This window comes from Porphyromonas sp., assembly GCF_030529325.1.
Classification (GTDB): domain Bacteria; phylum Bacteroidota; class Bacteroidia; order Bacteroidales; family Porphyromonadaceae; genus Porphyromonas_A.
This window is the reverse complement of the sequence record NZ_JAUMXC010000004.1, coordinates 1-12,409: the sequence shown is the minus strand read 5'-3', so window position 1 is coordinate 12,409 and position 12,409 is coordinate 1. Positions and strand designations below refer to the sequence as shown.

Below are 12,409 nucleotides of genomic sequence, written 5' to 3'. Positions count from 1 at the left end.
CTTCTATATGTCTTTTACCTCAACAGAAAAGAGGTCACGCAGGGTATATATCCTCTGTGCAACCTCTTTTACGGGTTTGTGTCGAACCGACCGCTCGGTCTTATTTCTTCACTTTCAGGCGGTCACCGGTCTGTTCAGCGATACGTCTGTAGTACTCTTGGTCATAGCCCGGCTGATGTGGAGAGACAGGCATGCCGTCACTTGTGCGTTCAAATTTGCCATCTTTTTCCTTCTTCACATTACCGTCGATATATTTTATAAGGAGATAAGTTCCGAGATCTTTCCAACGAGCAGTAGCCATGTCGGCTTCGGTGCAAGAGTATCCGGTGAGGAAGTCTACAGCAGCTTTTTCGTCCTTCTGACCGAGCTCCATAGCATACTTTTCGATCATCGGTTGCATGGTCAAGAACTTAGACTCGAGTTCGCTCTGTACCTTACGGATATCCTTGATCATGTAGCTGTACTTATTGTAAGCCATGTTGGCTACCCAGTTGTGCATCCAGAATGCCGAAGTCCATGAGAATGTAAGCAAGTCACCGTTGGCTTCGCTGTAACATTCAGGTACACGAGTCATAGATGCATACATCGGTGTGAATACAGCCATGTCCGCATCATCGACAGCGAACCACAACACACCTCCTACATAGTCGGGTAGGTGATTGCGGAGTTGAGCTACAAGCACAAAACCTGATTGCTGAGTCGCAATGGCACGTTCGTTGACATACTCCTGACCGTCGACTTTGTAAGTCATAGGTCTCCAACGGTAAGGGCATGCATAAGGGCCTGCTCCTATGTCTTGGGTCATATCGAGCTGTGTGCCTTCGTAGTGGTCACGCATCATATCGCGGACATCTGCCACAGATACTTTGCGGTTTGGCTTTACGTAAAGTGGCATAGGCTCGTTTTCAGGATTATGGCCTGTGATAAGAGGAAGGTATTTGTCCATGCCATCAGCAAAACGGTTGAAGAATGACCATACACGAGCTTCGCAACCACGGAGAGCACCGAAGTCGTATGGTGCATAAACCTTCTGGAAGCTGAAGTCTTTGTCCTTGCCATTATAGAAACCTTTTTTGCGAGCAAACTCTACGACGTCCTTGGAGTACATACAGTTCTCTTTGTCATTGAACGGTATCTGTTGGATACGAGCTTGGTTGGCGTGAGCAGATATGCAATCATCAGGGATACGGATAGCCACCCATACAGCACCCTTTTCACCCTTGCCTTTACCGATCATTTCCATTACCCAGACTTCATTTTTGTCTGCTATGGTAAATGTCTCACCGCTGCTCTTGTAGCCATATTTGTCTACGAGTCCGGTCATCACCTTGATCGCTTCACGAGCTGTGGCAGAGCGTTGGAGTGCAATATAGATGAGACTTCCATAGTCCATGATACCCTCGGTGCCTCGGAGCTCGTCTCTACCGCCGAATGTACTTTCGGTGATGGCAACCTGTTTTTCATTCATGTTGCCGATGACATTGTAGGTGCGACCTGCCTGAGCGATCTCTCCTCCGTATGCACCGGTATCCCACTCGTAGACCTTGAGCATAGCTCCCTGTTGCCATACGGCTGCAGGCCAGTGGTAGAGTGCTCCATAGAGAGTGTGGCTGTCTGCCGCATAACTAACGATGACCGAACCATCGGTCGAAGCCTTGCGTCCCACTATGAGGTCGGTACAAGCCTGTGCTTCTTGAGACAGGTTGATCCCCATAAGCAGTAGGACTGCAGATAGAAATAATCTTTTCATTGTATTACTTAAAATGTTAATATAATATTGATAGACTGTTATCTCTCCTTAGTCCCGAAAGGCTAAAGATTTGCTAATATAATAAATCTTGGGCATATAGGGAGTATGATTTAGTGCCACGTAGTCGAAAATGTCGGTTCGTACACATCGATGCTTCCGGTGTTTATATCTTATTTGATTAGTCTATTTTTACAAAGTGCCCAGCGTTTTTTCGACTCCTTTTCAGGTGATGTTTTGAGGAGGATATAGAACCATCGAAATGAATGTGTCTAACTTGATGAAAAAGGTTGTCTAACTTGATAATGCAAGTTAGACAACCTTTTTCAGACCCTTTGAGATGTCTCCTGACAGACGGATATTGAAAAAATATGATATCTTTGCGATAAGTCACTATCCCAAGGAGGCCCTCTGTTTGCTCTCATGAGTCGGAGTCTCCCGGTAGTATTGGCTATTCACTCAACATTGATCATGATGAAATCAAGATACATATTCAATATTCTTTTTCTTCTTTTTGGCAATTTGTTTCTCGCAGGTTCTATCGTTGCTCAGGACAATAGAGCTGCTCTCTATGAGAGATCTGCGACGTTCAAAAATCCCGAACAACTTCACTATAATGTCTACTTCAGATGGGGAATCATCAAGGGTACTGCCGGTACTGCCGTCATCAAGACGAGTAAAGTCTCCAAGCACGAACAGTGGTTCCAACAGGTGAGGTTTAGGACGACCGGGATATTTGAGAGCGTTTTTTCGATGAGAGATACCCTCGAAGTCCTGTATGGTGATAAAAATCTTCCTCTGAGATCAGAGAAGAGGACGGATGATGGAGGTTATTACTCTATTGACGAGATGACTTACACTTATGAGGCGAATAAAACTCGTGTGAGGATGAAACGCTATGCCTCCGATGAATTGCGTATTGATACTGTCTTGCAAGTAAACTCCAATAAGGTCGTCGCGGATATGCAGTCAGCATTTAACATTGTGCGCGGGATAGATCGCTCCAAGGTGAGACTCAACTACAGAGAGAGGTTCCTCATCCCTGTGGGACACGATATCGTGCCTTGTGAGATCGTCTACTCCGGTAAGGATGTGATGCGTATGCCTGACGGACAGGACAAGGAGGTCATCCATCTGTTTCTGAATATAGAAGATGAGGCTTTCTCGAAAAAGAATCAGTCCGCGGAACTCTGGGTTACAGACGATGAGTTCTTGATACCGCTCAAAGTGAGGGCAAAACTCAAGGTCGGTTATGCCGAGTGCGTCCTTACGTCTGTGACAAGACAGTAAGTAGGCTATGGATAAAGATGTGCAGCACAGTATAGATCCTATTGAGATCATAGAGAAATTTTATGATCCGACCTCAGAGGCTTATCGTATATTGGTCAAACATAGCCGTAAGGTCGCGGAGAAAGCTTTGGAGATTGTGGATGCCCATCCCGACTGGGATGTGGATAGGAGGTTTGTCTATGAGTCTGCCATGCTCCATGACATCGGGATCAATGCGTGCCACGCTCCTGCTATAGACTGTCATGGGGAGGCGCCATATATCCGTCACGGGTACTTGGGGGCCGAGCGCCTTCGAGCTTTAGGATTGCATGATCATGCTCTCGTGTGCGAGCGTCATACCGGTATGGGACTTACACTCGAAATGATTATAGCCAATGGTTGGGATCTGCCTCATAGAGAAATGTGTCCTGTTTCCATAGAGGAGCAGATCGTATGCTTTGCAGACAAGTTCTTCTCCAAGTCTGGTGAGATGAAAGAGAAATCTTTGGAAAAGATCCGCAAAGGGCTTGCAAAGTACGGAAAAGATGATGTCGTAAAATTTGATGCCTGGTGCACGATTTTCTTGACTGAGTAGGTTTTTACTCTTAAAAAATGCTTCTTTTCATCTGATTTGTTATCTCAATATATAAAATAGGTTAAATTATGGGCTTTGGAGGCATGTTTTTTGATTTGTGGTATTGACAAATCAAAAATAGTTGCTACCTTTGCATTGTGTTTTTCATAGTATTAGATTTTAGGTTAATATTAGATTGAAGGTTGTCGTGAGACAGCCTTTTTCTTTTTATGCCCCACAAGGATATTGTGGGGTTTTGTTTTTTCAGTAACTTGTTGTTTCAAACATAAACTATACATAGGTACAACAATGAGCGATTTTCGCCCTGCATCTCAAAAACCATACAGAGATTTCACAGAATATTTTCAGAGCATCTTTCCCTTCAAAGTACAAAAGATCTCCATAAATGCCGGCTTTACGTGTCCCAATAGGGATGGTGCGTCCGGGCATGGAGGGTGTGCATATTGTAACAATAGATCTTTTACTCCCGACTACACATCAAAATTTGGCTCGATCACACAGCAGATAGAGGATGGCAAGAGGTTCTTCTCCCACAAATACCCCGAGATGAAGTACCTTGCTTATTTTCAGTCGTACACCAATACTTATGGTGATGATATCGATGCGATGATTGCCAAGTATGAGGAGGCTCTCAGTGTGCCGGATGTTGTAGGTATCATCATCGGTACTCGTCCGGATTGCATGCCTGCTGCGTTGCTTGATTATTTTGAAACACTTTCTTGTCAGACATTTGTATACATAGAGTATGGAGTCGAGTCTACTTTGGATCCATCGCTGGAGCGTATCAATAGGGGACATGACTTTGCGACAAGCATCAATGCCATAGAGGAAACAGCCCGTCGTGGTATTCCCGTGGGGGCTCATCTCATCATCGGACTGCCGGGAGAGGGACGTGAAGACTTTGTACATCATATATCTGAATTGTCCAAGTTGCCCATCACCTCTATCAAACTTCACCAGCTCCAGATCCTTAAGGGTACTATCCTCGGACAGGAGTTCCTCAAAGCTCCTGCCTCTATCCCTCTGCTCTCTCCGGACGAATATCTCGAGATCCTGGGGAACCTCATCGCACATCTGAGGGAGGATATATACATCGACAGGTTTGTGTCTTCATCGCCGGCAGATCTTCTCATTGCGCCAAAATGGAACATCAAGAATCACGTCTTTACCCACAAAGTGTTGCGTTATCTTCAAGAAAAGGATATTCGACAAGGAATGTATTATAAAGAGTTAATCTCATAAAAAATAGGTACATTTGTGTCTAAGGATTGATTTGGATATATTCCATTAGACTTAGGTAATTCTCACACTGAAATATTATAGACTATGTCACAAGAAGAACTATTGAAGACGGTCGTTGCAAAAGCTCAGGGTTGGCTTGGCAATGAGTATGATCAAGAGACTCAAGCTGAAGTGAAAGCTATGATGGAGAGCGAGGATAAGACTGCGCTCATCGAGGCTTTTTACAAAGACTTGGAGTTTGGGACCGGTGGTCTCAGAGGTATCATGGGTGCCGGCACAAATCGTATGAATAAATACACTGTCGGTGCTGCAACACAAGGTCTATCCAACTATATCATCAAGGAGTGTGCCAACGAAGATCTCAAGGTGGTCATTGGGCATGATTGTCGCAACAACAGCCGAAAATTTGCGGAGATTGCTGCAGGTATCTTTGCAGCCAATGGTATCAAGGTCTTTTTGTTTGAAGATCTCAGACCTACTCCGGAAATCTCGTACGCAATTCGTGAGCTTGGTTGTCAAAGTGGTGTTATGATCACGGCTTCGCACAACCCCAAGATATACAACGGGTATAAGGCTTACTGGAGTGATGGAGCACAGATGATCGCTCCTCATGACCGTAATGTCATCGCTGAGGTCAATCAGATCAGATCGGTGGCAGATATCAAGTTTGATGGTCCCAAAGACATGATAACCATCCTTGGCGCAGAGATGGACGAGCAGTTTATCGATGCTGTCGTTGGATCTATGCTCTCACAAGAAATTGTAAAGAAGCATCATGACATAAAGATCGTCTATACGCCTATTCATGGGACGGGCGTAAAGATAGTGCCTCCTGCTCTTAGAGCTGCGGGATTTACCAATATCTTCAATGTGCCTGAACAGGATGTCATCAGTGGCAATTTTCCTACTGTAGAATCTCCTAATCCGGAAGAGCCTGCTGCTCTCAAGATGGCGATCGAAAGAGCCAAAGAAGTGGATGCCGAACTCGTAATGGCGAGTGATCCTGATGGTGACCGTATCGGTGCTGCTGTGAAAAATAACGAGGGCGAGTGGGTTCTTGTCAATGGAAATCAGACTTGTCTCCTATACGCTTACTACGCTATCGAAAGACGACGCGAACAAGGGCGCCTCAATGGTAATCAGTATCTTGTCAAGACGATCGTTACCACAGATCTTATCAGCAATATTGCGGAGCGTAACAATGTCGAACTATATGACTGTTACACCGGATTCAAATGGATTGCTGACGTCATCCGTAAAAATGAGGGCAAAAAAGAATACCTCGGTGGTGGAGAGGAGAGCTATGGTTACTTGTGGGAAGACTTCATCCGTGATAAGAGTTCCGTTTCTGCTTGTGTTATCCTTGCAGAGATCGCAGCTTGGGCCAAGGATAAGGGCTTAACCATCTACCAATTGCTCGATAAGATCTACTGCGAGTATGGCTACTCGCTTGAAAAGGGTATATCTGTCGTGCGCCCCGGTAAGAGCGGCGCAGAAGAGATAGATGCGATGATGAAAAACTTCCGCAACAACCCTCCAAAGTCTCTTGGTGGTTCTACAATCACAGAAGTGCTTGACTATTCAAATCTCAAGGGGCAGTGGCTCGACAAGGGAGAAGTCTTTACTCTCGATATGCCTACTACCAGCAATGTGCTTCAATATAAGGCTAATGATGGGACTAAGCTCTCTATCCGTCCATCGGGTACAGAGCCAAAGATCAAGTTTTATATTCAAGTTCAAGCTCCTGTTTCTTCTCCTGCTGACCTTGGTATGGCACGAAAGAGATGCGAGGAAAAGATTGCTCAGATCTGTAAGGAGTTGGATATCTAAAGACTAATAATTGATAAATAAAAAAGCAGAGCCAAAGCACCTGCTTTGGCTCTGCTTTTTTATTTGTATTGCAAGTGGAAATAATCAAGAAATACGTAGTCTCCTGTCTAAATCAGAGAGAATCCGAGGTGCTTGTGCTGATAATTTATATACTTGTTGTGATCTCATCCTTCTCAAGTCTGAAGGTGTACATGAGAAAATAAAAACAGCGGTCAATTTCAACAAGGCGTTCAGTATATGAAAGTTAAGATTTGTGGATTACTGGCAATGATATTGATTTTGGGTATGTCTTGTACACAGAGCAATAAAAAATCATCGCAAGGGGGGACTTCAAACCTCTCTGAGTATGGCCTTTTCGGGCAGGTGAAGTCTGTTCATACAGTAGCTTATGCTGTAAGTTCGGAGGATGGTCAAGATAGTAAAATGTCGTACTATGATGGTGTCCGGTCGTTTGATGAGGTTGGAAAGATCTTGTCTGATGAGAGGAATGGTGACGATGACATACGTACAATTTCCTATGTCTACGACGATTTCGGGCGATTACAGAGAGAAGAATTAACTTATGTGGATGAGCGCGTTGAAGTCAGGCAATACGTTTATGATGTTTCCGGTAATCTTATTGAAATGTCAGTTGTGACAGGAGACTCTATCGTCTCTCAGAGGGACACACACGTTTTTGACAGCAATAACCATCTGATTGAGACCGAGACCTATCGGATAGAGGGTGGGAGAGACAAAATTACTCGTGCCTATGATGCAAAAGGGCTTCTCATCGAAGAGCGCGTCTCCTTGAGTGATGGGTCGGAGAGTCGTGTGTCCTTTTCATACAACGATAAGGATAGCCTTGTGGGCTCTTTGACATATAATGCTGATGGTTTGCTCGCAAGCGAACTTATAGTTTCCCGTAATATTGAAGGTAAAAGGGTAGGGAGTGAAACCAAGGTCTATGATCATAGTGGAGGTTTAGAGTATAGGTATCTGGAGACTCTTGACGAAAAAGGGAACCCGATACTCTCGGAGACTTATAGCCCTGACGGTGAAATCTCTGCCAGGACTCAACGTTCTTATGATGATATGGGCAGGCTCACCGAGACGGTATACTTCTCCATGTCAGAGGACGATACATTGGTTATCAGTCTGCATAGCAAGTATAAGTATGACAAGATGGGGGGACTTATAGAGGAGTCAACTTCATTTCCTATTGAGGGGCATTTGTATGTTGCTTCGATGGAATACGAATACGATAAGGAGGGGAATTGGACTCGTATGACTACTGTTCATCTGAATGATGGAGAGCAAGATCCTACAAGGATTGTCACCGAGCGTCAACTGAAGTATTATAAATAAGCCCTATTAAGTAGTAGCAATTTTGATGAATAGATTTAGTCTCATAGTCGTAGCAATGTTGCTTGGTTGTGTTGCTTGCACACATACCAAACGTCGAGAGTATAAAGGAGTTTCCAACTTATCCGATTATTCGCTTTCAGGGAGAGTCAAGGCTTGTACGAGTTTTTATTACAAACATCAAGATGCTTACAATCATTTCAGCGGAGACTCTGTGCGGAAGGATGATCTCATCTTGGTGATCTCAGAGTGTCTTTTCTTTGATGAGGAGGAAAAGCTTACTTTTGAGACCTCATATAATATCGACGGTTACTCCATCGAGACCTCATATGCATATGATAATAGGGGACGACTCACAGAAAAATATAGTGTCGAAGGGGGAGATAGTTGTCAGCGTAGGGAGATTCACTGTTATGACAAAAAAGGTAGGCGCATGGAGACCTATGTCCGAGATCAGGAGGATAAGCAGGTCAGTCGGATAGAATATGCTTATGATGAAGAGCAGAGATTGGTCGAAGAGGTTGCTTATTCAGAGATGGATGTTGTTATGTCAAGAATCGCTTATACTTTCGGAGAGGAGGGCAATCTGACGAAGACTTTGACATGTACCGATGAGGATAATCCCACTATTGAAGTTGTTTATAACTATGATGCCAATCAGCGCCTGATAAACCTTAATGAAAAGATGACCAATGGCTGTCGAAAGACGGTTTATGACTATGATGATCAAGGCCTTTTGCTTGAGGAGCGTATGTACAGTGATGAGAGGGGCGGAGAATTTGTCCTTGAAAGAGTAAAGAAATTTTCCTACAATGATCTACAACAGAAGCTCGAAGAATCGCTTTATGACTTGTCAGAAGATGGGACACTCATACTTTTCGAACAAACAAACTACCGGTATGATGAAAATGATTATTTGATAGAAAAGTCTACCGGTAATGAGATTGTTGGGCAAAAGACGATGAGAACTATCCTTTATGAGTATGACGAAAAGGGGAACTGGATAAAAAGCATCGAAAAGTATACTTTCGGAGGTGAACAAACATCTTCACGCTTGCTCTCTTTCATCACGCGAAATATAGAATATTACGAATAGACTCTCAAAATCAGTTACTTCTTTTTGTTGCTCTTTTCCCATATTTATGTTCTATCATACGAAGACCCTTGTCCCCTCTTGATAAATATTTGCGATTGAGAAGAGTCAATGCGGATATGTCTAAGTAGATGAATCAATCTCTCTAACCTGATGAGTTGATGTGTCTAACTGATAAATTGATACGGCTGCCTTTTCTGAGATAGTTGAGGCTTTGGGAGATAATGAACTCTCAGAAAAGTGTGAAACTCGGCTGAAATATTCGCTTTCGGAGGTCGATTTCAAATATTTTTTTGTCAAGGCTCTTGTGGAATCAAAATAAAGTGTTACCTTTGCAGTGCAAAAGAAAACAATGGTGCCATAGCTCAGTTGGTAGAGCAAAGGACTGAAAATCCTTGTGTCCCCGGTTCGATTCCTGGTGGCACCACTTAAGGAACTCTGAAACAACAAAATGAGAGTTCATTCTAAAACATCTAAGTGTCATAACTTCAACAAGTTATGACACTTTTTCTTTTCTCATACACCTCTTTCGAGATACTCTTCAGAGAACACAGATACGCTCAAAAAACTCTGAATTGGCTACAATTTGGCTACACAAAATTGACCTTTTCAAAGCCTGTAGCCAAGAGTTCGTACAGAGTTCGTTTAGACAACCTTTATCTCGTTGCTATTCAATTAATTATGTAGAACTTTGCAGTGCGATATTATTAGTTTTATATCACCTGCAGCAACAACATTAAGTATGAGAAGTATATTCAGAGTTGTTTTTTATTTGCGTTCCAATTACGTAAACAAAAATGGACAGGCTTCAGTGATGATTCGCATCTACTTAAACAGCGAACGGACTTCCCTTGGAGCCAGTGGTGTATTTGTTTCTCCAGAATTGTGGGATAGCAAAAGTAACAAGATCAAAGGGCGAACATCAGAAGCCTTGCAAGCAAATCTACAACTGGAAAACATCAGAGCGCATTTATCTGCGATGTACAAGAAGATGGAATTCGATGAAAGTTTGTCTGTCGAGCTTATCAAAAGTAAATATCTGGGAAAGCAGTCAGAGATGGATAGCATTATTGACCTCTTTGATGCCTATATTGCCAATCAAAACAAACTTGTGGGTATTTCCATATCCACTACAACGATCAAAAAATATGACGTTTGTAAGAGACACTTCAAAAAGTTTATAGAGGAAAATTATAAAAGGAGTGATCTTTTCGTCAAGGAAGTAAACTATGTGACGGTACTTGATTTTGATGTTTACCTTAGGACAAAAGCAAGACAAAATCCCAATACGGCCAACAAGACAATGAGAACGTTTCGGACAATCATACTCTTTGGCAGTAAGTTAGGGCTTTTTCGTTCTGATCCATTTATTGGTTATAAGCCTCAAAGTGTTGTTCATAATAGAGAGTTTCTTACCGATGAAGAGTTGATGAGCATCATAACAAAGGAGTTTTCTTTGCAACGTCTCTCATTTGTTCGAGATGTCTTCATATTCTCTTGTTTTACGGGTTTAGCTTACATTGATATCACTATGCTCAGATATGGGAATATCGTTAACATGAATGACAGAAAATGGATTATGACCAACCGGAAAAAGACTAGTGTAGAAACGAATATTCTTCTTTTGGAAATTCCTGAGCAGATTATCAGTAAGTACCGTACTGAGGAGTCCACAGATGAAAGCCTGATATTCCCTATGCTATCAAATCAAAAAACGAACTCCTATCTCAAGGAGATAGCCGATCTCTGTGGCATCAAAAAGAATCTGACTTTTCATATGGCGCGCCATACCTTTGCAACGATGTCGCTTAGTAAAGGGGTTTCTATGGAGAGTGTATCAAAGATGCTTGGGCATACCAATATCAGAGCTACGCAAATCTATGCCCGTATCACTAACAAAAAAATAGAGCATGATATGGAGCAACTCGCCGAAAAACTTGATAAATTCAATACTGCTATGGGCATCTAACAAAGACTTGTTTCATCTAAAATCAGAATGATATTATGAATCAGACTAAGAAAGAGCTTTCTTACTTCCGCCTGAAGTTGGAAACTTACCTCAATGATTATCACCCCGAGTTAATGACAGACGCAGCCTTTATTTCGGCTCGTGTTGATGCAGCACTCACCGCTTACTGCGATGCCGTGGAACAAGGCTTCTCCCATCTCGAAGCCGAGGCTATGTCTAGCGAAGTCCTCTACCAAGGGTTACATTTTTCCAAATACAATAATCTCGTGTCTATCTTAGAGAACGAGTTTGCTGAAGAACTACCCGACTCGTTACCTCAAGAGCTTGCACCTATTCTACTTGGCAACAAGTTCATTCAAGCGGCTTTCGCAAAGTATGACCTTACAGACGATTTCGACGGAAGCACTGAGTATGAGGCTCTCTACACCGAACTCACGGGCACGATTGTTCAACTTATCGAGAATAATAACTTGCCTACTGTCGGTAAGGCTGATACATCGAAGTAACTTTAATCCTATCAGGAGCATTGGAGCATCAAGAGCCAAGATATACACTCCGCTCCCACACGCCAAGAGGCAAGCTCTTGTCTTTGTCGGTCGGACTATCTTGTGGACGCTCTTGAAACTCTAAAATGCTCCCGGATATGAATACTCAAGTTATGAATCACGATGTACACAGCCCCATCTTCATTCGGGCTAAGACTACTAACGACAAGCCTAAGGCAGAGCCAATGAAGCGTTTTCGCTCTATCGACTGGAGACGTATCATTGAACTAGTGCTTCTACTCTCAGTTGTTACCGGCGCAATCTACTTCATCTCGAAGCTCGTTACGCCTCAAGTCATAACCGTTATTAGCATCTTTATTGGCTTCTTGGTGCTACGCTTCATTGTACGTACGATACTAAGAGTTACACTTACGTTACTTAGCATCTTCTTCTGGCTGGCTGTTTTAGCAGCAATTTTACTCTTCGTCTTTTAGAGTAGACGATTGAAAATAATCTTTATGGGTGACTGTCTCTTCGGGAGGTAGTCACCTTTTTTGTTTCCCTGCTTTGGCGTTGCACTTTTGCTTCTTTGCCCTGTCGTTCCACCCTATGCGTGGCAGATGGATGCTGTTTCTTTTTCTTCGCAAAGGTAGTACGGGGCTTGAGCTACCCCAAGGTCAAGCCTACGGTTGGTCTGGAAAATCTCCACACTTGCGTTTCGCTATGCTTCTCTTCAGGTCGTATTTTCCGCCCAAACTTTGTGTTCGCTTTTGCCCCACGACCTCTGTTTCGCTCGAAAAAAGGAATCAGCATACTCCGATCTTTGGACGCATAA

General features: G+C 43.2%; 10 protein-coding genes and 1 tRNA gene. 10 read left to right on the top strand and 1 reads right to left on the bottom strand.

Going from position 1 to position 12,409, the window contains the following annotated elements; translation table 11 throughout:
- Positions 1-100 precede the first annotated feature (100 nt).
- The gene (locus Q4A14_RS01290; RefSeq protein WP_303169357.1) at positions 101-1,750 is read right to left on the bottom strand and encodes a C69 family dipeptidase; all 1,650 of its coding nucleotides are present in this window, start codon (positions 1,748-1,750) and stop codon (positions 101-103) included.
- Between the two features lie 468 nt (positions 1,751-2,218).
- On the opposite strand from Q4A14_RS01290, the gene Q4A14_RS01285 reads away from it, so the two are divergent.
- The 10 genes from Q4A14_RS01285 (at position 2,219) to Q4A14_RS01240 (ending at position 12,068) form a co-directional block, all read left to right on the top strand.
- On the top strand, positions 2,219-3,037 hold the full coding sequence (locus tag Q4A14_RS01285) for a DUF3108 domain-containing protein (protein ID WP_303169355.1): 819 nt from the start codon (positions 2,219-2,221) through the stop codon (positions 3,035-3,037).
- Positions 3,038-3,068: 31 nt separating this feature from the next.
- Positions 3,069-3,611, top strand: coding sequence for an HD domain-containing protein (locus Q4A14_RS01280; RefSeq protein WP_303169417.1), 543 nt, complete (start codon positions 3,069-3,071; stop codon positions 3,609-3,611).
- Positions 3,612-3,899: 288 nt separating this feature from the next.
- Complete coding sequence (locus Q4A14_RS01275) at positions 3,900-4,853, top strand: TIGR01212 family radical SAM protein (RefSeq protein WP_303169354.1); 954 nt, start codon at positions 3,900-3,902, stop codon at positions 4,851-4,853.
- 84 nt (positions 4,854-4,937) lie between these two features.
- Positions 4,938-6,683, top strand: a complete 1,746-nt coding sequence (locus Q4A14_RS01270; RefSeq protein ID WP_303169352.1) for a phospho-sugar mutase — start codon at positions 4,938-4,940, stop codon at positions 6,681-6,683.
- A gap of 237 nt (positions 6,684-6,920) precedes the next feature.
- Positions 6,921-8,030, top strand: coding sequence for a hypothetical protein (locus tag Q4A14_RS01265; protein WP_303169350.1), 1,110 nt, complete (start codon positions 6,921-6,923; stop codon positions 8,028-8,030).
- Positions 8,031-8,055: 25 nt separating this feature from the next.
- Positions 8,056-9,123: a hypothetical protein gene (locus tag Q4A14_RS01260; RefSeq protein WP_303169349.1), complete on the top strand. Its 1,068-nt coding sequence runs from the start codon at positions 8,056-8,058 to the stop codon at positions 9,121-9,123.
- A 351-nt stretch (positions 9,124-9,474) separates the two neighbouring features.
- Positions 9,475-9,547 (top strand) — tRNA-Phe (locus Q4A14_RS01255).
- Positions 9,548-9,862: 315 nt separating this feature from the next.
- Positions 9,863-11,089 (top strand): site-specific integrase, encoded by a 1,227-nt coding sequence (locus Q4A14_RS01250; protein ID WP_303169416.1) that lies wholly within the window; start codon positions 9,863-9,865, stop codon positions 11,087-11,089.
- 35 nt (positions 11,090-11,124) lie between these two features.
- A complete protein-coding gene (locus Q4A14_RS01245; protein WP_303169347.1) occupies positions 11,125-11,595 on the top strand; it encodes a DUF1896 domain-containing protein in 471 nt (156 codons plus the stop codon).
- 137 nt (positions 11,596-11,732) lie between these two features.
- Positions 11,733-12,068 carry a hypothetical protein gene (locus Q4A14_RS01240; protein WP_303169346.1) on the top strand — a complete coding sequence of 112 codons (336 nt, stop codon included), beginning with the start codon at positions 11,733-11,735 and terminating at the stop codon, positions 12,066-12,068.
- The last annotated feature ends 341 nt before the right edge of the window (positions 12,069-12,409 follow it).

What these genes read in the sequence shown, in the direction of transcription:
- Q4A14_RS01250 (WP_303169416.1), top strand. Translation starts at nt 9,863, where the DNA reads ATGAGAAGTATATTCAGAGTTGTTTTTTATTTGCGTTCCAATTACGTA.
- Q4A14_RS01285 (WP_303169355.1), top strand. Translation starts at nt 2,219, where the DNA reads ATGATGAAATCAAGATACATATTCAATATTCTTTTTCTTCTTTTTGGC.
- Q4A14_RS01260 (WP_303169349.1), top strand. Translation starts at nt 8,056, where the DNA reads ATGAATAGATTTAGTCTCATAGTCGTAGCAATGTTGCTTGGTTGTGTT.
- Q4A14_RS01270 (WP_303169352.1), top strand. Translation starts at nt 4,938, where the DNA reads ATGTCACAAGAAGAACTATTGAAGACGGTCGTTGCAAAAGCTCAGGGT.
- Q4A14_RS01240 (WP_303169346.1), top strand. Translation starts at nt 11,733, where the DNA reads ATGAATACTCAAGTTATGAATCACGATGTACACAGCCCCATCTTCATT.
- Q4A14_RS01290 (WP_303169357.1), bottom strand. Translation starts at nt 1,750, where the DNA reads ATGAAAAGATTATTTCTATCTGCAGTCCTACTGCTTATGGGGATCAAC.
- Q4A14_RS01265 (WP_303169350.1), top strand. Translation starts at nt 6,921, where the DNA reads ATGAAAGTTAAGATTTGTGGATTACTGGCAATGATATTGATTTTGGGT.
- Q4A14_RS01275 (WP_303169354.1), top strand. Translation starts at nt 3,900, where the DNA reads ATGAGCGATTTTCGCCCTGCATCTCAAAAACCATACAGAGATTTCACA.
- Q4A14_RS01245 (WP_303169347.1), top strand. Translation starts at nt 11,125, where the DNA reads ATGAATCAGACTAAGAAAGAGCTTTCTTACTTCCGCCTGAAGTTGGAA.